Raw genomic sequence first — 24,255 nt, forward strand, 5'->3', positions numbered from 1 at the left:
GTTATTCTTGTTTTAAGACAACCACTGAATGAGGTGGTATAGAGCATTGAATTTCATCTTTTACCTTTAGAGGTTCGGCATCCGGAGGCAGCATTTGGTCTGTAACAGGCAGACTGTCTTTGGTATACCGGTAAACCTTGTAATTCCCATTGGTTTGCGCATGTTTGTTGATGAGGCTTATTGTTTTCTCCTGATCCATTCCGTTAGCAAAGACATACACCCATTTGCCGTTTGTGTTCCGGACGGCAGTTCCTGCATACCATTCCTCCGGTGTTGCTATCGGATAGATTTCAGCTCCCGGGCGTATGAAACGTGTCAACAGAGAATAGGCATAGTACTGCGGGCGTACCTCGTAATCACTTTTGATATCGTTGTAGTATGGCTCCGAAGCGTATGTCTTTTTTACATACTTCCATAAACCCAGTTGCTGCATTGCTCCGTAGTCTGCATCTTTACCGTAGTATTGGTCTATCAGGCTCCAATAACTAACACCGCTTGCTCCTGCATTGAGTAGATTGATGACTATGCGTGTCATGAGTACTCCTCGTTCATACAAGTCGATATCTTTTTGTCTGGTGGCACCTACGCATTGATTACCTCCGAATTCACCGATGAAATGGGCTTTTCCAACTGAAGCGGCCAATTGAGAGTTTTGTTTTTCCCAATCCAGAATTGTGGAGTTCGGAGTTTCGTAGCCGAAGATATAGGTGTGGGAGTTGAATACGTCAGCAACGTTCGCCAGTCCTTTCGTGCAGGCTGCCAGATATTTATGCGTTCCTGTACCTCCGTCCGAATTGTCAGAAAGACTGAAATGTACTTTATGTCGTATTCCATCCTCTTTGAAACGTCTGTCGAGTACTTTACACATTTCAATATAGTCGGCGGTGGGAGCAGCTTTACCTTTGATGATATATGACCAATCTGGTTCGTTGATCGGAGTAATCTCTTTGATGCACGTGTATTTTTTGTTGTTGAGCAGGTGTTGTACAAGTGCGGAAAAGTTCTCGCTCCATTCTTCATAGTTAGTCGGGGCTACTACCCAGTTACCATAATTCCCTTCGGCCAGGAAATGTCCCGGAGGGGCTCCCCAAAGTACAAGGGTGACTTCCATTTTCTGTTCTTGTGCCATATCCAATACTTTGTAGAGTGATTGCATTTCTAAAGAGTCGAATGTGAAATTATGCCACTCGATTTTGGATGCGTCTGGATTGTCATTCTTTGGTTCATACCATTGTGGCATCACCATCACCCGTAAGCTTTGCAGTCCCATTTCTTTGACACGCTTCACAACGATGCGATCCCAGTCTTCAGCTTTGGCTCCATCATTGCGGGTCACATTTTGTGAGAGGAAGTGGGGATCTAGTTCTGCACCTATAGCACGGAGGTTTACACCGGTTTTCTTTCCTACAGAAAGTTTCTGTATGGCAGTTGTTGAACTTTGGTATTTGATTATCAGACTACTTTGCGGGTTATCCAGTGTTAGCGTGAAGCCGTTAGCCAGTTCTTTACCGGTTTTCTTTATAGCCTCTCCTGTATCTTTATTGGTGAGTATATAAGTGTGGTCAGGGTGTAGTCCTGATAAATTGACAGTATAGCTCTTGTCCGGATTGTCTTTGCGGCGGAAAGCTACGATGTATCCGCTGTCATCCGACGGGCGATAAAGTTGGTATGCTAGCCAGATATTTTCTGAGGTAATGTTGTTTATTCCACTCAACGGATAGTAATCTTCATAGAAATAGGGACGGAGTTCTTTGAACTCTGCCTGGCGGTCGCGCATATCATAGATGGATTGTCCGGCTTCAGTTATTTTCCAGTTGTAGATAATAGAGGTTCCGAGGCTGGAACGGAAAGTGAATTTATCGGCACTCACAGTTCCTGTACCATGCAGGGGAAGGTATAAGTTCAATCCGTAGGTATGACATTGATAACCGATTGGTTCTCCATAACTGTAGTCTGTTCTCCACATCGGTGCACTGCGTGAGATACTTTCGAGGTCAATACGGCGTCCGCCACTGGCACAATTATCAACCAGCAAGCCCGGAAAGCGGTTCAGCAGATATTCCCAGAAAGAATAAAGTCCTTCAATGTATCGGATTTCGCAGATACCTTGTCTGCCAGGTTCATCATTGGCAGCCCAGAAACCCTCTGGCTCTATATTGAAATCCTGGCGGTAGTAGTCTATGCCATTTTCCTCGAGGAAGTCTCCGATATATTTACTCATCCATCGACATGCCTCCGGATTTCCGAGATTGAATAGATAAGAGTCGTGCTCACCATCTTTTGTCCAGTCTTCCTGTTTGGCTTTTCCTCTGGCATCCAACATCCATTGAGGGTGTTGCAGTGCCCAAGCTGAGCCTTTCATAACACGCTCCGGTTCAAACCATACCATGAACTTGGAACCAACTCTATGTACTTCGTCGGCGATGGGGCGTAACCCTTCGGGGAAACGAATAGAGTCGACGGTCCAGTTTCCTACGGTGTTCGCCCAATTCTTATGATTGGCTACATCTGCAGAGTGATTGTACCATCCGGCATCCAGCCAGAATACTTCGGGTACTAATTTGAATTGTTCATACCGTTTCACCATAGCAATGGCATAATCTGTAGTCAGGCAGGTATATTCATTACAGGGAGTAGGATCACCGTAGTTGAAACTGGTCGATATTGGATATACGGTCGGTTTACCATCTACTTTCCAAGTGTGGTGGGCTTGCACGAAACGGCGGAACTGGTTGTGTCCTTTCATTCGGTCGGAACCGTTCCAGAATGACAGGCATACACTGGAAGTGCGGATGCTCTCTTCCGGATACAGATAGGTTTTCAAACGTTCAATTCCGGAGGTAAGCGCTACGCTTTGCTGGTCTGCACAACGCACATCGGCAAACCAGGTTCCTGTCCATCCGATGGCTACGATAACTCCTTGATTGCTCGGAGATTCAATGTTGAAGAATGGCATACGCATTTGTGAAGAGCGTCCACCTTCCGGTCTCATATAAAGATTATCACCCGGAGACAAGATTGTAAGTTGCTGGCTGAAATCTGATTTGGATGCATGGCTGCCTTCGGAATGATGAAGGTTGAATGTTCCCGGATGCTGGTAGCGGAATGTGATATCAGACACTTTTACGTTGGCAATCTCCGGCGTATTTTTCTTTCCCTGGTTGGTGAAACGGAGTACCCATTCCACCGTATTGAAGTTGGTAAAGCCTTTCACTTCACATTCTACTTTTAATCCTCCGGATGGTTCACGATAAGTATAAAGGTATTTCAGAACCTTAGGATCGTCACTTTTCTGACGCATAGCCGTATAAGACCAGCTTTTGATAAATTCCTGTGAAGGTTTACCTCCATATTCGAAAGAGAAAGGAGGGACCACACCGCGGGCAAAGTGGGTGGTTATCCATTGGCTGGTGTTTACCGGGCGGTCGCTCATGCGGGTTACCGTCTGTCCTGTTCCATTATGAGGGAACAGAAGCAGAATGAATAGATAATATAGTATTCTTTTTTTCATTCTTTATTCGGTTTTTCGTTGGTAACTTTATATTTTAGTAATAAGGAACTATGTGGCTTTTCGAGGATCAGTGGCAACTGACTGGTCAGTTCTTTTCCCTGATAGATTTTGCTCTGTCGGCTATCCATGTCTGTCACTGTATAGTATTTTTCCGGATCCACTCCTGAAAGTCTGACGGTGATTTGTTTATCTTTGGAGGCGGTTCTGCGGAAAGCAACGATAATACCACTGTCGTCCGACGGACGATACATTTGATAGGCTAGCCAGATATCATCCCGCGTCATTTCTTCTGTACCCGTCAGTGGGTAATAATCTTCGTAATAGTAAGGTCTGATTTCGTGGAATTCTTTCAGACAACGTTGCATTTCGTAAACGGAGGCATTTTTATCGGTTATTTTCCAGTTATAAATCAAAGCTGTGCTGACGCTTGAGCGGAAAGAATACGGATCGGTCTGTAAACTACCTGTTCCATGTAAAGGCAGGAAGAAATTCAGGCCATACGTGTGACATTGGTAGCCGTCCGGATCGTCGTAATGATAATAATCACTCCTCCATAGTGGTGCGCTTCGGCCGATTGTTTCCCAGTCAATACGTCGTCCCCCACTGGCACAGTTGTCTATGAGCAGGTTCGGGAACCGGTTCAACAGATAATCCCAGAAGTAGTATAGTCCTTCGATGTGGCGTATCTCTTTCATTCCTGTACGTCCGGGCTCATCGTTGGCTGCCCAGTAGATATCCGGCTGCATATTGAAATCCTGACGGTAATAGTCTATGCCGTTTTCCTCGAGCATATCACCTATATATTTACTCATCCAGCGGCAGGCTTCCGGATTTCCCAGATCGAACAGTAGGTAGGTGTCATTGTTGTGTTCGGGAATGTCGAGCATCCAGTCGGGATGTTCTACCGCCCATTGGGTACCACGGATGACACGCTCGGGTTCGAACCAGACCATGAATTTAGCTCCTACTTTGTGTATTTCGTCGGCTACAGGACGAAGTCCTTTGGGGAAGCGCAATGTATCTACAGTCCAGTTACCGGCTGTGTTGGCCCAGGTCTTGCCATGTTCGAAGTCTGCAGCATCGGTGTTCCATCCGGCATCCAGCCAGAATACTTCGGGCTTCAATCCGAACTGTATGTAACGTTTCACCATGGCAATGGCATAATCGGCTGTCAGGCATGAGTATTCCGTACAAGGTGCGGGGTCCCGATAGTTGAATCCGCTGGAAAGAGGATATTCGGCAAATTTTCCGTTGATTTTCCGTGACTTGTGTGCCAGGACAAAACGGCGGAATTTATTGTGTCCTGCCATCCGGTCGATATTTTCCCAAAACATCAGACTGATACTTGGGGTACGAATTGTTTCCTGTGGACGTAAGTATAATTTCATGGTTTTCATTCCCGAAGCCATGGATATTGTACGATTATCTTGTGCGCATACATCTGCATACCAGGTGCCCGACCAGCCTACTCCTAATATGACTCCCTGTCCGGCAGGTGATTCAATGTTGAAGAAAGGAAGATAGTCCCCTTCTGAAGAGCGTCCTCCTTGTGGAGACATCTGTTTGGTTTCACCCGTTGCCAGAGTAACTGAACGTGGATGGAAATCATATTTGGAGATATGGTTTCCGTCTGCATAGTGTAACTTGAATTCTCCTTTAGAAGCGTATTGCATGGCAAGGTCCACCACTTTCACTTGTTCCAGAGTGGGAGAGTTGCTCGTACCTTTGTTGGTGAAGTTCAATACCCATTCGGCAGCCTGATAACTGGGATAGCCTTTTACGGTACATTCTACTTTCAGTCCGTTGGTAGGATTGTAGTAGGTAAAGAGATACTTTATCACATCCGCTTCTTCGGATTCTATCTTTTGCTGGGAATAGTCCCATTGGCGGATAAATTCTGCGGAAGGTTTCCCGTCACATATAAACGAGAACGGAGGTGTTTTTCCTTTAGCGAATTGTTTCTGAATCCATTTTTCGATTTCAGGAATGTGTTTGGAGATTTTAGCCGTCGTCTGACCCACGGCTATGATGCTCCACACACTCATAATCAGTAATGAGAACAGGAATTTCGATTCGATTTTCTTGAAATGTTTCATTAGAATATAGGTTTATGTGGTTTTTACTTTTCTCATTATTCCGATCAGATAGCACCATACAATGGCAAGTACTATAATTGCAGATAACTGACTGTGGAATGAATCAGTGATTACCCCTAAAATAGGCGGGAGGACGGCACCGCCGGATACACCGACGATAAGAAGTGCAGATACTTCGTTCGCTTTCTCGGGAACACGTTTCAAAGACAGAGAGAAGATGATGGAAAACAGATTGGCATATCCTATCCCGAAAACTGCTACACATCCGAGGATAAACCAGAGATTAGTGCTAATGGTCATCAGTATCAATCCTGCGAGAGCTATCCAGACGCTATAAATATAGAATTTACTTTCTGAATATTTCATCAGTAGGAGACCACCCAAAAAGGCTCCTACAGTGCGGGCGAAGAAATACACACTATTTCCCATTCCTGCATCTGTCAGTGGTAGATCGCAACGTTCCATCAGGAATTTAGGGAAAGTCATATTGATACCTACGTCTACACCTACCAGCACGAGAATACCGATAAAGAAAGCAAGGATGTATTTGTCTTTGAATAATTCAAGAGTGACTTTGAAAGAAATGTTCTTCCGTTCCTGTTGTTTTTCTTGTATAGGCGTAAGCCATAGCCATATCAAAGCGAGCAGTGACAGTCCGGCATAAATGGGGAATATCATTTTCCATCCGAAAAAACTACCAGTCACCCAAGCTGCCAGGATAGGACCGAGGAATGAACTGACTGCTTTGACAAATTGCCCTAGGGTTAATGTACCTGTCAACTTATCGTTTGCAACGACGTCTGTTACTAATGGATTGAGTGAAACTTGCAATAGAGTGTTACCGATACCTATCAAGGCAAATGCGATTAATATGGCGGTAAAGTCGTATGCAACGAGTGGAAGGCACATGGCTAATACATGGAATGCGAAGCTAAGTAGTACGGTTTTCTTGCGTCCGATGCGATTCATTAACATTCCGGTGGGAATAGAAAGCACCAGGAACCACAAGAAACAGGATAGAGAGATGAGATTAACCATCGTATCGGTGAGATGGCTGAAATCATTCTTCACATAGCTCGTGGTTATTCCGACAATGTCAACAAATCCCATAACGAAGAATCCGAACATGACGGAGAGCATTTTTACTATGGATATTTCTTTTTTCATTCGCGTACTTTTGATGATAAATTACTTGGTTGGTGGGTATATATACTTCTATTTTTGTACTAATACCCTGATTGATGAACGAGATAATTTAAGTTTTAGGTTATTCTCTTGCGTGTTGACCGTTTCTGTTGATTCTATAAGATTATCACCTTCCGGTAGGCGTCCTTCCATATATTTGTAGACATTGTATTCTCCATTGGCACCTTCTTTATCATTTTCCAACTGTATCATCTTGTCTTTGTCTGTAGCGTTGGAAAGTACATACGTCCATTTTCCCTCTGTGTTGAGAAAAGCACTTCCGGCTATCAACTCGTCGCCGAGATCCAATGGATATACTTCGTCGCCCTGACGGACAAAACGTGTCAATAGACTATATGCATAGTACTGAGGACGTACCTCGTAGTCTTCCTTGATTTTGGCATATACATCAGGATCTTCGGTATAAGCGGATTTTAGATATTTCCATAAACCGAGTTGCTGCATTTCCGAATAGGAGGCATTGCGGTTATAATATTGATCGATCAGACTCCAGTAGCTTACTCCGCAAGCACCGGCATTCAGGTAGTTCAGAGCAACGCGGATTAGCTGTACCCCTCGCGTATATGTGTCTATACCATATTGGCGGGCGCTTCCGTATCCAGGGAAACCGAATTCTCCAACAAAATGTCTTTTACCTCCTGCAGAAGCTATATTTTGACGTTCCCAATTTACGAGAGTCGAATTAGGGGTGTTGTAGTCAAACTTGTATACATGAGAGTTATACAGGTCGGCTTCATCGTTTGTGAAAGCGGAAACACAGGCAGCGATATATCCGGGTGTACCGTCTGTATTGTCAGAAAGGTTGAAGTGTACCTTACTGCGTATTCCATCTGCTTTAAACTTGGCATCCAGTGCTTTCACCATGGGGGCGTAGGTGTCCTGCCAACCCATGGTTTCAAAATCACCTTGCCACATGATGCGGCCGTAACCTGGTATATGACTGTCAGGCTCGTTGAATGGGGTAATTTGATTGATACAGGTATAATGCTTTTCTTCAATCAGGTATTTCACCATTGTGGAGAAGTTTTCTGCAAATTCTTCATAGTTATCTATACCGGCAATCCAACCCGGATTAACGTTATAACTTCGTGCATCACACAAGAAATGCTTTTGACCATTGTTAATGCCTGATAGTAAGTCGATATTGGTAATGGCTCCCCATACGACTAATGTCACTCCGATATTATTCTCCTGGGCCAGATCCAATACTTTGTATACAGACTGCATTTCTTCCGAATCAAAAGTGAATTTGCTCATATCCGCGACATTAGGATCGTTGTTGTCATTGGAGGGTTCCCACCATTGTGGCTGCATCATGATTCGGAATTGTTGTACTTTCATTTTCTTTACCCGTTGTACAACTATATTTTCCCAATCTTCAGCCTTTGAACCATCATTGCGGGTGATGTTTTGTGAGAAGAAGTGCGGATCCATCTCGACACCGATAGCATGAACCGGAGTTCCTGTTGAATTCCCTACTGCAACAGGATAATAGTTGCAAGCCGGACAATCGTCATATTTGTTATAATCATCCGAGCAGGCGGACATTCCCCAAAGTGTGCAAACAATGCTCAATAGAGTTTTACTGATATGTGTCATTTTCATTGCCATATTGATTAAATTTAGTAGGTTATTATTCAAAGCCTAATTCTGCCTCAATTGCCTGAATCAGAATGTGGATAACTTTGATGTGAATTTCTTGTATTCTGTCAGAATGTGCTGCTCGTGGGGCGCAGACTGCAATGTCTGCCAGTCGTGACAGTTCATTCTCTCCTTTTGAAGTCAGCGCTATCACTTTCATTCCATTGTTGTGTGCTTGTACGGCAGCTTTCAGTATGTTCTCGGAATGTCCGCTTGTGCTGATGGCCAATAATACATCTCCCTTACATCCCATAGCTTCTATATAGCGGGAGAAGATCTCGTTGAACGAAAAATCATTTCCCACACAGGTCATGTAAGCCGGGTCATTGATTGCAATTGCCGGTAGCGGGATGCGGTTGTTGCGGTAACGTCCGGTTAGTTCTTCTGCAAAGTGGGTGGCGTCACATAAGGAACCTCCATTACCGCAGCTGATAATCTTATTTCCGGCTTTTAATGCTTCAGCGCAGGTAGAGGCTGCCTGTGAAATTACCCCGACTGTTGTTGCTTCCTCAAGAAAACTCTCCAACGTTTGCCGAGCCTCTTCCAGTGTTGTTTCAATAAGCTCTTTCATAATAGTTAATCGGTTAAGTTCGCGGCTACAGAAAGAGCTGCATAATCTCCTATCTGCTCTCCCAAAGCGGCTGGTTTCACTTTACATACTCTGTTTGCACAGGATAATGCCTCCTGATCGATTATCTTTTGCATGATGGGTTCCATCATATTTTTATTCCGAGTATAGATGCCACCTATCACAATGACTTCCGGATTCAAGATGTCGATTACTATGGATAATCCTTTTCCCAGATAAATGGCAGACGTCTCATATATGCTTTGGGCTAATTTATCACCTTTGGCAGCTTCTTCAGCCACTTTTCGGGCAGTAAGCTGATCTAGTTCCTGTAAGGTACACCATTCAACTTTCTGTCCGCTCTGCAATTTCTCCATCACATACATTTTGGAGAGTTGAGCAATACCTCCACCGCTGGCAAATCCCTCAAAAGAGCCCCTTTTACCGTAACCTACCGGACCGAAATCCGACAGGCGGATGTGTCCCAGTTCTCCGGCATTGTCATTGGTGCCTGTATACAGTTTGCCATTTAATATTAATCCTGCTCCCAGTCCCGTACCGAATGTGAGAAAGACCATATTCTTAGTTCTTTTTCCTGCCCCGAACTTCCATTCGGCCAAAGCACAGGCATTGGCATCATTGTGTAGACTGGTTTTAATGCCCGTCTTTTTTTCCACCATTGCTACAATGGGGATGTTGTCCCATCCCGGTAGGTTAGGGGGAGACATCACAATACCTGTTTCACTGTTGAGAGGACCTCCGCAACAAATTCCAATCGCTTTTGTGTTAGTAGGGGTTAGCTGGTGGAGGTTCATCATCTTTTCGGTTTCACAGAGAATTCTGGCTATGGTTTCGTCGACGGTGGTCGTATCAAATTTCTTTTTGTCGATGATATGTAGCTCGTTGTTTTCTTTGATACCGTAGATGATGGCGCATTTGGTGCCTCCTACGTCAATTCCTAACAAGTTCTCTTTCATAACTATTATTTTTTAGCGTATAATCCGGTTTTTTGTAACAGCCGCTTGTATTCTTTCAAGTTGAAAGGTGCCTTGCCGTATAGGTAATGATTCATGAATTTCTGATTACCGATCTGGTATTGGATCAGATAGATTCCCTGACCGCTTTCTTCCGGTAGTGAGGCTATTCTGACCTTTTGATTGGCTGGAATACGGAAAGTGCTCTCATAGATTTTACGTCCCGAGGATGCATCTGTTACCGTTACATTACCACTTTGTACGTTGCGTGTGTCATTCGTTCCTATCAGTGGGTAATTTCCGCCTTCCGCATCATTGATTAGTACGCAAACATCCTGTTGAACATTCTTGATGAAATAATATGCCATCTTCTTTGAATTGTAGTAGTCAACAATCGCATCAGAGATCACCGGCCATCCATCCCGCAGGTTCCACCAGATAATACCAGTCTTGTCCTCAAACTTCTTTCCACGCCACATTTCTATAAAATATTTCATAGCTTCTGCCTGTACGGATTGAGAAGCGAATATAAAATCATCCAGTTTGGAGGGAACTTCACCAAAAAGTAAACGTACCTGATTAATCATAAGATTATTGCGATCGAATGTCTTTCCCCATTCTGGGAATCTACGAACAGATTTGGTAACCCATTCATCATTCCATTCATGATTTTTTGTCCAGGGATATACGGCATCTTTCGTCATCATTTTCTGGAGACTTTCTAAATTAGGGCAGCCGTGATAGCCGATTTCACTGACAAAGCAGCAGGTAGCATCCGTATAGAATTTGTCTTTGTAATATCCTCTGGGACCCCATAAATGGTTTTCCGGTAAATATTGGTCAGCACTTCCTCTTTCATATACCGCTTGGCTGTAGTAAGGAGAGCTAGGAAGATAAGGGCGGGTAGGATCAAACTCATAAATAACTGCCGGAAGGACCTTACGGCTCACTACATCCAGATTCGGATTAATATTAAATGGTTGCAAAGACCAGCGCAGTGCACAATCGTCTTCATTATTTCCTGACCATAAGACGAGTGATGGATGATTGCGTAATTTGCACACAACGGAAATGGCTTCTTTTTCCAATGCTTGTGTAAATGAGCTGCGTTGAGGATAGAAAGTGCATCCCATTGTAAAATCCTGCCATACCATAATGCCGTTTTCATCGCATAAATCAAAGAAATGATGATCTTCATACACGTTGCCACCCCAACAACGTATCATATTGCAGTTTAATTCTACAGCCATGCGGATAGATTCGTCTACGAAAGAATGATCCCGGCTATGGAGTGCATCCATGGGCACCCAATTGGTTCCGTGGATAAAAATAAGTTCTCCATTGACAATGAAACAGAACTTACCCGGATGATCCGGTGGGAGGTTGATGTCTGTAATCTCTAGTTGAATCGTGCGGAGACCTACCCGTTTATTATCTGTTGATAAAATAGTGCCGTCAGAATCTACTAACTCTACTTTTGCATCATATAAAGCCGGTTCTCCATATCCTTTTGGCCACCATAAATCAGCATTCTTGATTTCCATTATATATCGGAATGCTGGGGAAACGACAACAGAGCTTCCTTTATATATTTCTTTCCCATGGCGACTTAATGTATATACGGCTTTCACTTTGTCGAACTTTTCGAAAGGTAGTTTTACTTGTACATCAGTATATAAGCGTACATTTCTGGTAGCAGTGTCTACATTGGCGACCATATAGTGAACATCTGTGAGACGTGCCGAATTCAATACGCGTAATTCTACATCTCTCCACAAACCTGCACTGACTAATCGTGGCAGAATGTCCCATCCATAGGTGTGGGGAGCTTTTCTGATGAATACGGATTCTTCAGACGGGAAGTTTCCAATACTGAATGTCCCTAACAGATGTTTTTGTCCTTCGATAACAGATGAACGGAGTATCACTTGGAGTTGATTACTTTCTCCTGCTTTTATTTCCTTAGTTACATCAAAAGCATGTTCAATCATCATATTTTCTGCTTTGCCAATGTGCTTTCCATTCAGCCATATATCGGCCAGACAGTCTATTCCGGCAAAAAAGAGTTGATATTGTTGCCCTGATTTTAGTTGTGGCGCTACGAATGATTTGGAATAACACCATTGATAGCCTTCCCATTTGCGTAATTCATTTACATTACTGCCAATCATCGGATCTTTGATTAAGTTGGCAGCCATTAGGTCCAGTTCTACATTACCGGGGACTTGGGCTGGTAGATGCTTTACTTCAGCGAGTTGCATGTCCTTGGGCGAAGTTATAGGTTCTTCAGGTTGCATCCAATAAGAGAGTTCCCATGTTCCATTTAAGGAGATGGAATTACCGGAATCGGCAAAAACACCACTTGTACAAGTGAGAAATATCAAAAATAGTAGTGTACTGATTTTATTCATTGTTAATAGATTTAATTGATGGTGTGACAAAGTAACTAGTGCTGTATTTTTATAGTATTACATAACGGTCTCATTTTTACTTCTTTGTGTATATCTGTATTAAAACCTCCTTTCTTTTATTTCCATTAAAACGTGAGTTGATGTTCTCCTGACCCTAAATCTATCTTTCTACCATTACATTCTATTGTTGCATTCGTATTGACTGGGATCGTGACTTTGAGAATCACCTGTTCTTCTTTACGTTCCCATTCAGAACGGATGATTCCATTTACAGATTTATATTCGGCTTTTACCCAGTCAAGACCTTTTACGAAATGAGGTTGGATAAGAATATGTTTGAATCCGGGTTCCTGTTCATCATAATTAATGCCTGCCAATACATTGTACATCCATGCATTAATGTCTCCAAGAAACATGTGATTTACAGAGGCGTCTCTAAACTCCGGTGAAAGTATCCATGTTTCTGCCAGTGTAGTGAAACCTTGTTTTATCCAGTTACCCCAAGATGGAGCTTCTTCTTGTGTGGCCATCTGGTATGCTAAGTCAGCATATCCATATTTGGAAAGCATCCGCAGGACTGTTTTACTGCCTAAAACTCCAAAATCGAGCAGATTATTATTGGCTTTTATCATTGTAGAAAGATTATCTGCAACCTGCTGTTCGTATTCTTTAGGAACGATTCCAAGGTATAAGGCGACTCCTTGTGCCGCTTGCGATCCATTGGCATAAATAGCTTTGGATGTATCGAAGTATTTGTGATTGATAAGCAATTTCAATTCTTCTGCTTTCTTTGTATAACTACTGCCATCTTTTCCTATGAGCTCTGCAAATTTAGCCATATACAGATTGTCTAAATAATAATAACAGGTAGTGGTGAATTCTGTAGGGGTTTGTGTCTTATGGAATACCCAGTCACCAATTCCGTAAGTTACAGTTCCTTCCACATCTTCGCGTCCTGCAAGGTAATTAAGGTATTTAGTACATACAGGCCATAGTTTCTCGATGCTTCTTGTATCTCCATAATAGTGGTAAATTGCCATAGGTACGATAAACATGGCAGCATCCCATACAGGACCTATCCAGTCGTCATAGCCCCATCCGGAACTCGGAATGATTCCCGATATACGTCCTTCTTCATTTTGATTATCAATCATATCATCCAGCCATTTTTCATAGAAAGTAATGCCATCGAAGTTTAATAATCCTAAATCCATTGTTATGTGTGCATCGGCAGTCCATCCATTTTTCTCTCGTTGGGGACAGTCAGTCGGGATACTCATCAGATTTGATAAGTATGATTGATTAGCAGCTTTCCATATTTTATTTAATAGTTCATTTGAACAACTGAATTTGCCAACAGGAGGAACAGCCGTATGTATGAATTGTGCGGTTAAGCTCTCTTTGGTAAGTTTCACAGGACGGTCTGAACGAACTTCTACATATTGAAATCCATGGTATGTAAAATCTGGAGTGAATGTACCTTGTTTTCCGTCCAATATATAAGTGTCTGTTTGAAAAGCGAGGCCAGGTAGTGGTTTGTAGTAAATATCTAAGTTGCGCATTTCCAAGCGTCCGTTATTTTTTAGCAATTCGCCGTGTTGCATACTGACTTTAGTGCCTTTCTCGCCATTAACAGAAAGAGTACAGACGCCTGACATATTAACTCCAAAATCGTATACATAGACTGTATCACCAAAAGAACGCATATTGATTGGAGTGATAAATTGTTCCGTTTCAATGGCAGGCATGTTTTGTGATACTAGTAGGGGAGAAGGGGCAGCTACCTGAATTGCATTTGTCCATTTAGAGTCATCAAAACCCGGTTTATTCCATCCGGCAATTGCAAGACGCGCATCATACGTATCGCCACTATAAATATTGTTTTGTATATAAGGACCGGTAGTCGCTTTCCAAGTAGAATCTGAGTGGATAGTTTGCTTTTCTCCATTTTTATATAATATCTCCATTTCGCAGATCATTCTTGAGCGGTTACGCCAGCGGGCTTGCTCATAGCTCCATGTTGCTACAGGAGCTGCTTCATTATAAAATCCGTTTCCAAGCACTGCAGATAGTACGTTTTCTCCTTTAAGCAGTAGGGGAGTTACATCGTATGTGTTATACAGATTTCTTTTATCATAATGAGTGAAACCCGGATTGAGATGTGAAGATGTTACTGATTCACCATTCAATGTCATTTTATAGTATGCAGCGGCACTTACATATAATCTTGCTTGCTGTATCTCATCTTGAGCGATAAATGACTTGCGCAACATGGGTGCTGGCATATAATCTTTATCATGATTATCAGTAATCCATGCTCCTGTCCAGTCACTTTGATTGAGTTGAGCTGTTTCAAAACTGGATATCGGAGAGGTAATCTTATGTCTCTTTGTTTTATCCCATGCTATTACTTGCCAATAATAACGAGTTCTGGTTTTTAGTTTTTCTGATCCTTGATAGATCGCATGAGGAGTATTAGAGTAAATTGTGTCAGATTGCCAGCTATTATCGGATGTTTTTCCCAAGTCTTGTTCCCGAGTGGCTATATATAGCTGATAACTGTCTTGAGAAAACTCTTTTCCATTTTTATTATTGGTTGTGTAATTCCAGGTAAAACGCGGGGCTGGTGAATCAATACCGAGCGGAGCGACTTGGTATTCACATCGCATATTTTCAATATCAATATTGTTGCTGTTACATGCCCATACTAGTAGTCCTAATAGAGCCAGCATGTATTTTTCATTTTTAGTTTGGAACTTCATAATCCTGTTTCTTTTTGTTAATAATCAAGGAGTGTTTTTCTCTTTTGTTACATCTGTTAATTTAATATCATTATTTATTTTTACTAAACCGGTTAAGTAATCAGGGAAAAAATATAAAATGACGATTAAGGTAATGAACACGGCAGGACAAGTGTTTCTACTTCTTTCTTGCCATTGGAATTTTCAAGGCGATACTTAATATCGCCAAGTAGAATCCTTACTGCATTTTTCCCAATCTCTTCTATTGGCATCCTTGCAATGTTCATATTGGGGGCTAAGACACGGAATGCGGATACTCCATGAATACAAGCTAGTTCATATCCATTATTTATATTGATTCCTTTTTCATAAAAGTAGCGGAATGCTTCCAAAGCTAGAATGTGTGTTGTGAAAAAGAAACCATCTACATCAGGTACTTTGCCGAAGATCTGATCCAGTGCCTTGAAAACATTCTCTTCATAATCCACAAAAGTCACTTCTCCGTATAAATCAGGATCAACGGGTAGATTGGCCTCGATTAAAGCTCTGGCATATCCTTCTCGCCTCATATTCATTGTGCGGAGATGGGGATTAGTCGTGATAATAGCTATCTTGGATGCTCCATTGTCAATCATTCTTTTAACCAGTTCGTAGCTGCTTCCTTCGTTGTCAATAATGATATAGTTTGTCTGCATTTCGGGAAAGTAGCGGTCGAATAAGACTAGAGGATAGCCTTCTTTGACTAGATTCTGTATTTCAATTTTGGAAACTTTTGTGGGGGCTACTATAATCCCGTCCACTTGTTTCGCTTTGAACAATCGAATCATCCTGTTTTCTCTTTCTATTTCTGATTCAGAACTACAAATCATTAATGAATAGCCTTGTGCTTCTGCTTCCATTTCTATAGAACGGGCAACTTTGGAATAGAAAGAGTCTGTAATGTCTGGTATAATTAGTCCGATAGTGCCTGATATGCCTGTATTCAGACTTCTGGCCAATAAGTTTGGTTGGTAATTCAGTTGCTTGGCACATTGAAAGACTTTTTCCTGTGTAGCGAGACTAATGCCTTTTTCATCCCCTTTACCAGAAAGTATCCAAGAGACTGTAGTCTTGGATAATTTTAAGGTTTCTGCTATGTCTTTAAGGGATGTTTTCATAAATAGTATTTGTTTAATCGGTTAAGTGACGGCAAATATATAAAAAAATATCTCATTATATAATATTTGATATATATTTAACTAATAATTGCAATATGATAGGATAATTTGCAGTTTAAAAATAACATGGAAATAAGGCGTAAACCAAAGAAAGTAACTATATTTGTATCATTCAAACGAAAGATATATGAAAGTAAAGAAAATTAGTGCGGCTAACGTGGAGGCTTGTTCGCTTCCTAAATTATTCGATGAAGAGAAAATAGATTTTCAGCCGATCCAGTGTGTCAATTGGGCTGAATATCCTTACAAACCTAAAGTGAATTTTCGAATTGCTCACACACAGAACTCAATTTTACTACATTTTAAAGTGAAAGAGGAGAGTGTGCGTGCCAAGTACGGGGAGGATAATGGTTCTGTATGGACTGACTCCTGCGTGGAATTCTTTTCTATACCAGCAGGTGACGGGATCTATTATAATATAGAATGCAATTGCATCGGAACGATCTTGGTGGGTGCAGGTCCTGTCCGTAACAACCGGGAACATGCACCGAAAGAAGTGACTGCTCTTGTACAACGCTGGTCTAGTTTGGGTAATCAGCCTTTTGCAGAACGTATCGGTGAAACGGATTGGGAAGTGGCTCTTATTATTCCGTATTCTGTGTTCTTTAAGCATCAGATCGATTCGCTTGATGAAAAGGAGATAAAAGCTAATTTCTATAAGTGTGGAGATGAATTGCAGACTCCTCATTTCCTTTCATGGAATCCGATAGAGATTCAACAGCCGGATTTTCACCGTCCTGATTTCTTCGGTACTTTGGAATTTGAATAATGAATTGAATCTCTGGATTGAAAGATAAATCACCAGAGCATCATCTACCTATAAAAGCGTCATCCATTTATAAAATAAGAAGGGTGACGCTTTTCTTTGAGCATCACCCTTTCTTTATAGTAAGTTCTTTTGTCTATTTCACAATCCCTCTTTCCGAGCTCTTTACGAAATTTACAATGTTCTCGATCTCTTCACTCATAGGAACCTGATCGACAATCTTTTGTACAGCATCCTGAACACTGAAATTACCCTGATAAATCAAACGGTATGCATTGGCGATGTGGCGGAGGATTCTTTCTGATGTATTGTGATGTTGGGAAAGAACTACTGCGTTCACACCGTGATATGCTACAGGATTTCCGGACATAATAACATAGGGAGGTACATCCTTGGATATACGGCACCCACTTTGTACCAGTGTCCAGCTACCTATGTGACAATATTGGTGCAGGGTTACATTACCGCTTAGAATAACGCAGTCATCTAACGTACATTCTCCTGCGATGGTAGTACCTATACCTACTACACAGTTATTGCTGATTTGTACATCATGGCAGAGATGTACTTTATCCATCAGGTAGTTTCCGTTTCCAATTTTGGTAGCATTACCGGCAAACGTAGCGCGGCTGATTACTACATTCTCACGAATATCGTTGTTGTCACCGATAATCAGGCTACTGTCTTCTCCTGTATAGTGGAAATCTTGCGGTTCCGCTCCCAAAACAGCGTTCTGATGTACCTTGTTTCCTTTTCCCATTCTAGTACCTTTCAGGATACTGGCGTAGGACATGATGACACAGTCATCTCCGATTTCCACATTCTTTTCAATGTAGGCAAAAGGCTGGACTGTTACGTTCTTGCCTAACTTTGCTTCAGGGTCTACATAAGCTAACGGACTAATCATAATAGTATATGTTTAAAGTTATTCTTCTCTTCCACCACCCAATGCCTGGTAAAGGCTTACTACGGCCTGCATCTGATCAAAGCAATCGGAAACCTGAGAGATTTGTGCACTCAGGTAAGACTGTTGTGCTGACAGTACTTCCAGATAGGTTGAGGTCCCTAAGTTAAACAATTCTTTTGTATCTTCCGAAGCTTTCTTTGCAGATTCTACCTGCATTTGGCGTGATTCTACTTTTTCACTGGTCTTTTGGTATAAACTTAGCGCATTGCTGACCTCACTTCCGGCATTCAGAAGTGTTTGTTGGAAGGATAGTTTAGCTTGTTCCTCCTGTGCTTTCGCTGCTTTCAGCCGGGCAATGTTCTGTCCCCGGTAGAATAGAGGCTGCGTAAGTGAACCAATGGCGGAAGCCAACAGCTTTCCCGGATTGATAATTGCGCTACCGGCACTGTTGGTCCATCCGGCAGAGCCGCTAAGCGTGATTTGCGGATAGAATGCGGCACGTGCCGAATTAGTATTGTAATAGCAGCTTGCCAATGACATTTCAGCAGCTTTTACGTCCGGACGGTTGGATAGCAACTGGATAGGTACACCTGCGGAAAGTTCCGTCGGAAGTACTTGTGCCTCCAATACGCCACGTTTGATGGCGTGCGGAGCTTCGCCCAAGAAAGTAGACAGGGCATTTTCCGTCTCACGTATGCTTTGTTCAATGTCCGGAATAGTGGCAAGTACCTGCGCGTAAGCAGCCTTGCTCTGTTCTACACCGGCCGAATTGATATTGTACATAGCAGAGTTTTTCATCGCTTCCATTGTTTCGGCATTCTGTTTCAGAATTTCAGCTGTGGCTTTGGTTATTTCCAGCTGGCGGTCTAACATCATTAATGTATAATACATATTGGCGATGTTGGAGACAACCTGTGTCTGCACAGCCTGACGGTAAGCTTTCACTTGCTTCAGAGTAACTTGTGCATTTCGTTTGGAGTTGAGCAACTGACCGAACAAGTCGATCTGCCAGCTAGCTGTAACGGGCAATGAGTACGTTTTTGTTGCTGCGTTTTTATCAAAACTACTGATTGTTCCTTGCGGTGATAACCCCAGTGACGGAGCATAAGCCAGACGTGCAGACATCAGGGATGCTTCTGCTGCTTTCACATTCTGAGCGGCCGACAAGAGGTCAGTGTTTTGTTTCAGTCCCGCTTCGATGAGAGACTGGAGTTGCGGGTCGGTGAAGACTTCTCTCCACGGCAGATTACCGAAGTTGGCTGTATCCGAAACCAGTGTATCATTATTCGCTACCGGATCGCGATACAGGCCGGAAGTGGTGATATCTTCGGGTCTGTCATACGACTTATAGATGTGGCAGCTGCTCAAGAGAGCAGTTGCACACAACATATATAGAATCTGTTTCTTCATATCGAATTTCATTATTTAGCGTATTGTTCAATCTCTGTTACAGCATCTGTATTGTCAATATCTTCCCATTCCATCGGTTTTACTTTCTCTTGCAGATATTGGAAGATTACGAACAAGGCAGGAACGATGAAAATCTGGCAAATCATACCGATCAACATACCACCGATAGAAGCAGTACCCAGTGTACGGTTACCGTGAGCACCTACACCAAAGGCAAACATCAACGGAAGCAATCCGACTACCATTGCCAATGATGTCATCAGGATCGGGCGGAGACGGGCACCGGCGCCCAATACGGCTGCCCATGTGATACTCATACCCATCTTGCGGCGGTCAAGGGCGAACTCTACAATCAGGATGGCATTTTTCGCCAACAGACCCATCAACATGATCAACGCAATCTGCATATAGATATTGTTGGACATTGTCCCCAGAATCATCTTCAACATCGAGATATTACCGATAGCACTTACTCCGTTCACAAACAGGAAGCTGCCTAGCAGACCGAACGGAACGGACAATAATACGGCTAACGGAAGTATGTAACTTTCGTATTGTGCACTCAGCAACAGATAAACGAATACGAAGCAGAGGATGAAAATCAATCCGGTAGCGCTTCCACTGCTCTGAGCTTCTTCACGCGCCATACCACCCAACTCGTAGGTGTAACCGGTCGGAAGATTCTGCTTGGCTACTTCTGCCAGCGCAGCCAATGCCTGTCCGGATGTATAACCACTGGCAGGAGCCACCATCACTTTCATGGAAGTGTAAAGGTTGAAGCGGCTGATGATATCCGGGCCATACACTTTATCAATCGTAATGAATTGAGAGATAGGAGCCATTTCACCGGCACTGTTACGAACCTTGATATTCTTCAAAGATTCCAGATTCTTACGTGATAACGGGTCCGACTGAATCATTACACGATACATCTTACCAAAACGGTTGAAGTTGGATGCATACAGACCACCATAATATCCTTGCATAGTGGTAAGGATGTCGCTCGGGCTGATGCCTGCCTTCTTACAAGCTGCCGCGTCAATATCAATCATATATTGCGGGAAGTTCGGGTTGAACGTTGTTTTGGCAGAATTGATTTCAGGGCGGGCTTCCAGTGCGGCGGTATAGTCGTTGACTACATCGAAGAACTTGTTCAAGTCACCGCCCGTCTTATCCTGCATATTCACCTCAATATCCGTAGATGCTGAATAACCCGGGATCATCGGCGGAGCAAAGAACAACACCTGTGCTTCCTTGATGATCTTCTGTGCACGCATATATAAGGACCCCACCACAACGTCAGAGTTTTGTATCATCGAACGTTCATCCCAATCTTTCAGTTTGATGATGAAAGAACCGTAGGACGGTCCCTGTCCACCGATGAAACTGAAACCGGAAATCAATGTGCGCGAAGATACGGCCGGATCAGCGGCAATCAGGCTGTCTACACGTGCCAGAATCTCTTCCGAGCGGTCTTGTGACGTGCCCGGCGGCAAAGTCACAGCTCCCATCAGTGTACCGGTATCTTCGTTGGGCACCATACCTGTCGGAGTGGTGTTCATGAAGAACATAAGCAATACAATAGAAGCAACGACCAACCCCATGGACAACCATTTCTTCTGGATGAAGAACAGTACGTGCTTTTTATATCGTTTCAGGATAGATTCATAGGTATCGTTGAATCTGTTCTTGAATTTATTCGTGCTCATTCCGATTAGTGCCAAAATACTAAGAAGTATGAGGATGGCGGTAATCACCGGATTGATACTGAAGAATCCGAAAATCATACCGAGAATGGCAACAAGTGTGAATGTGAGTGTGATTCCCGGATGCAACATCTTTCCGATTGCTTCGGTATATCTGTTTATCATTGTTGTATGAGCCGTCTTGTAGGCTGTTTTCATACGCTCCTTCAATGGAGGAACTTCTTCGGAACCTTCCTGCTTGTGCGGTTTCAGAAGAACGGCACACAAGGCGGGGCTTAATGTCAAAGCGTTCAGAGCGGACAGACCGATGGCGATGGCCATAGTCATACCAAATTGGCGATAGAATGTTCCCGCCGTTCCACCCATGAAACTTACCGGGATAAATACGGCCATCATGACCAGTGTAATGGATACGATAGCACCGCCCAATTCGTTCATTGCGTCGATGGAAGCCAGACGGGCGGAAGTATAGCCTTGGTCTAGCTTGGCGTGTACACCCTCGACGACCACAATGGCGTCATCGACCACAATGGCGATGGCGAGTACAAGCGCACATAACGTCAGCAAGTTCAAACTGAATCCTACTAAGGACAGGATAAAGAATGTACCGATAAGAGCTACCGGGATGGCGATGGTCGGAATCAATGTAGAACGTAAGTCCTGCAGGAAGATATATACTACGATAAATACCAGGATAAATGCCTCGATCAATGTTTTCAATACCTCATGGATAGAAGCGAACAAGAAGTCGTTGGCATTCATGGATACGTTTATCTTCAAACCGGCAGGCAGTGATTTGGACGCTTCATCCAGCAACACCTGAATGTCGCTGATGGTTTGTGTCGCATTTGTTCCTGCCATCTGATAAACGATACAGGTTACAGCCTTATGTCCGTTTACACGGTTGGTAAAGTTGTATCCCAAACGGTCCAGTTGGATTTCTGCAATATCGTTCAGGCGAAGCACTTCACCGTCGGGCAAAGATTTGATGACGATATTTTCGAATTCCTCCGGTTGTTGCAGACGTCCTTTGTAGCGGATGGTATATTGGAAAGTCTGGTTGCTGCGTTCACCGAATTGTCCCGGAGCAGCTTCCACGTTCTGTTCTGCCAAGGCTGCGGATACGTCGCCCGGAACCAGCTTGTATTGCGCCATTACGTCCGGACGTAGCCAGATACGCATAGAGTAGTCCTGTCCCATCACAGAGGCATCACCCACACCCGGTACACGCTGAACTTGCGGAATCAGGTTGATCTTAGCATAGTTTTCGATAAATGATTCTGTATATGTATCACTTTCGTCGTAAAGAGAGAACACCACTAGCATGGAAGTCTGGCGTTTCTGAGTTGTCACACCGACTTTGGTTACTTCGGCAGGCAGTAATCCCTGTGCCATAGAAACACGGTTCTGCACGTTAACGGCAGCCATATCCGGGTCTGTTCCCTGTTTAAAATAGATGGATATATCACCTGCACCGGTGTTGGATGCGTTGGAGGTCATATACATCATATTTTCCACACCATTGATTTGTTCCTCTAGCGGGGCAATCACGGAATTCAATACGGTTGACGCGCTGGCACCCGTATAAGTGGCCCTTACCGATACGGTAGGAGGCGCAATGTCCGGATACTGGGTGATTGGCAGTGTTGCCAGTCCGATAGCACCCAGAATGACTATCAAAATAGAAATAACCGTTGATAGTACCGGACGGTTAATAAATTTATCTAACTTCATACGATTATCTAAATTATTAATTGAAAGCTGTAGCTAAATTACCATCGTGCTGGTCTTTCAAATGCTGTTGATAGTTCGCTTCTTTTTGAGCAGGTGTGATAGGCTGTATGCTCTGGCCATCTTTCAGACTCTGCACGCCTTCGATTACAATTTTATCTCCAGGATTCAGACCTGAAGTTACGAGATATTCTTTTCCGTTGTCTAGATTGAAGATCTTGATTTCTGTATATTTCACCGTGTTATCCGGTTGCAAAACGTAAACGAACTTCTTATCCTGAATTTCTACTGTTGCTGATTGCGGTATCGTAATCACATTTTCCATCGTGTAAGGAATCAGTACGTTTGCTGTTCCGCCACTGCGTAAGATGTGTTCTTTGTTCGGGAAAAGGGCACGCATACTTACCGAACCGGTTGACTGGTCGATCACTCCTGTAATTGCGTCTACTTTACCCTCGATGCTGTACTCTGTACCGTCGATCAGCTGCAATTTGATAGCTGGAATTTTGCTGATTTCTTCTTTGATAGTACCTCCGGTTTTAGTCATGGCCAACAGCTCTTTTTCTGTCATGGAGAAATATACATATACTTCATCAATTTCAGAAACAGTAGTCATCGGAGTAGAGATGGAAGGGCTTACCAATGCTCCCAGACGATACGGAATATCGTTGATTACACCGTCAGAAGGACTCTTCACTTGGGTGAAAGAGAGATTCTGCTGTGCAGTGGTAAGCTGTGCTTTTGCTTGTGCCAGTTGTGCCTGTGATTGCGCCAGCGTATTTTCTGCCATTGACAAGTCGTAGTCACTGATGATGTTCTTCTTGTTAAGCTCACGCTTATTGTCTACCGTCATTTGTTGAGTGCTGACAGCAGCTTCGGCTGTAGCAACGGCAGCTTTTGCTGTGCGCACTGCAGCTTCGTATTGTGTAGGATCAACAATGAACAATACTTGTCCCTTACGGACAGTTGCTCCTTCATCCACGCATAGTTTCGTGATGAAACCCGATACCTGCGGACGGATTTCTACGTCTTGTTTACCTTTGATTGTAGCCGGATAGGCAGTTGTTAAATGGGCAGTCGTCTTTTGTAACTCTTGTACTGCATATTCAGGAACCTTTCCTGTTCCATTGCCCTTATTGCCACAACTAGACAAGAGGGCTACGCAAAATGCAAATAAAACAATTCTACTTTTCATACTTATAAATATCTGTTTTTTAATTTAATGCGTTTGTTCCCAGTGTGCTGTTCATTCATATAGTCAAGGGTTTTAAGGAAGAAAAGCCGGAAACTAATTTAGGCAAATTAGTTTCCGGCTGCAAAAGTACTTTAAATTCGGTATTCTTGTTCTCTGATACCGTGTTTTTTAACTA

The 24,255-nt window shown here is 43.1% G+C and carries 14 protein-coding genes; 1 reads left to right on the forward strand and 13 read right to left on the reverse strand.

Going from position 1 to position 24,255, the window contains the following annotated elements; all coding sequences use genetic code 11:
- Position 1: 1 nt before the first annotated feature.
- The 9 genes from NXV01_RS05530 to NXV01_RS05570 form a co-directional block, all read right to left on the reverse strand.
- Positions 2-3,511, reverse strand: a complete 3,510-nt coding sequence (locus NXV01_RS05530; protein WP_259021873.1) for an alpha-galactosidase — start codon at positions 3,509-3,511, stop codon at positions 2-4.
- Entirely contained in the window at positions 3,508-5,607 is a 2,100-nt protein-coding gene (locus tag NXV01_RS05535; protein WP_259021874.1) for a glycoside hydrolase family 36 protein, read from the reverse strand. The genes NXV01_RS05530 and NXV01_RS05535 overlap by 4 nt, the downstream gene beginning before the upstream one ends.
- Before the next feature lie 12 nt (positions 5,608-5,619).
- Positions 5,620-6,774 (reverse strand): sugar MFS transporter, encoded by a 1,155-nt coding sequence (locus tag NXV01_RS05540; RefSeq protein WP_148365487.1) that lies wholly within the window; start codon positions 6,772-6,774, stop codon positions 5,620-5,622.
- A 48-nt stretch (positions 6,775-6,822) separates the two neighbouring features.
- A complete protein-coding gene (locus tag NXV01_RS05545; protein ID WP_148365488.1) occupies positions 6,823-8,424 on the reverse strand; it encodes a hypothetical protein in 1,602 nt (533 codons plus the stop codon).
- A 22-nt stretch (positions 8,425-8,446) separates the two neighbouring features.
- Positions 8,447-9,025 (reverse strand): SIS domain-containing protein, encoded by a 579-nt coding sequence (locus tag NXV01_RS05550; protein ID WP_148365489.1) that lies wholly within the window; start codon positions 9,023-9,025, stop codon positions 8,447-8,449.
- Between the two features lie 5 nt (positions 9,026-9,030).
- A complete protein-coding gene (locus tag NXV01_RS05555; RefSeq protein WP_259021876.1) occupies positions 9,031-9,999 on the reverse strand; it encodes an ROK family protein in 969 nt (322 codons plus the stop codon).
- 5 nt (positions 10,000-10,004) lie between these two features.
- Positions 10,005-12,407 (reverse strand): glycoside hydrolase family 2 protein, encoded by a 2,403-nt coding sequence (locus NXV01_RS05560; protein ID WP_259021877.1) that lies wholly within the window; start codon positions 12,405-12,407, stop codon positions 10,005-10,007.
- 125 nt (positions 12,408-12,532) lie between these two features.
- Positions 12,533-15,169 (reverse strand): family 78 glycoside hydrolase catalytic domain, encoded by a 2,637-nt coding sequence (locus tag NXV01_RS05565; RefSeq protein WP_195649791.1) that lies wholly within the window; start codon positions 15,167-15,169, stop codon positions 12,533-12,535.
- A gap of 125 nt (positions 15,170-15,294) precedes the next feature.
- Positions 15,295-16,305 (reverse strand): LacI family DNA-binding transcriptional regulator, encoded by a 1,011-nt coding sequence (locus NXV01_RS05570; protein WP_259021878.1) that lies wholly within the window; start codon positions 16,303-16,305, stop codon positions 15,295-15,297.
- Positions 16,306-16,492: 187 nt separating this feature from the next.
- On the opposite strand from NXV01_RS05570, the gene NXV01_RS05575 reads away from it, so the two are divergent.
- Positions 16,493-17,134 carry a carbohydrate-binding family 9-like protein gene (locus tag NXV01_RS05575; protein WP_148365494.1) on the forward strand — a complete coding sequence of 214 codons (642 nt, stop codon included), beginning with the start codon at positions 16,493-16,495 and terminating at the stop codon, positions 17,132-17,134.
- Positions 17,135-17,267: 133 nt separating this feature from the next.
- On the opposite strand, the gene lpxA is transcribed toward NXV01_RS05575, so the two are convergent.
- Genes lpxA through NXV01_RS05595 form a run of 4 tightly spaced genes read right to left on the reverse strand, consistent with a single transcriptional unit; the run spans position 17,268 to position 24,080 of the window.
- On the reverse strand, positions 17,268-18,038 hold the full coding sequence (gene lpxA, locus NXV01_RS05580) for an acyl-ACP--UDP-N-acetylglucosamine O-acyltransferase (RefSeq protein WP_148365495.1): 771 nt from the start codon (positions 18,036-18,038) through the stop codon (positions 17,268-17,270).
- A gap of 18 nt (positions 18,039-18,056) precedes the next feature.
- Positions 18,057-19,448, reverse strand: coding sequence for an efflux transporter outer membrane subunit (locus NXV01_RS05585; protein ID WP_148365496.1), 1,392 nt, complete (start codon positions 19,446-19,448; stop codon positions 18,057-18,059).
- An 11-nt stretch (positions 19,449-19,459) separates the two neighbouring features.
- Entirely contained in the window at positions 19,460-22,888 is a 3,429-nt protein-coding gene (locus NXV01_RS05590; protein WP_074558191.1) for an efflux RND transporter permease subunit, read from the reverse strand.
- Between the two features lie 16 nt (positions 22,889-22,904).
- Positions 22,905-24,080, reverse strand: coding sequence for an efflux RND transporter periplasmic adaptor subunit (locus tag NXV01_RS05595; protein ID WP_195648963.1), 1,176 nt, complete (start codon positions 24,078-24,080; stop codon positions 22,905-22,907).
- Positions 24,081-24,255: the final 175 nt, after the last annotated feature.

The organism is Bacteroides sp. BFG-606 (assembly GCF_024788145.1).
GTDB classification, from domain to species: Bacteria; Bacteroidota; Bacteroidia; order Bacteroidales; family Bacteroidaceae; genus Bacteroides; species Bacteroides vicugnae.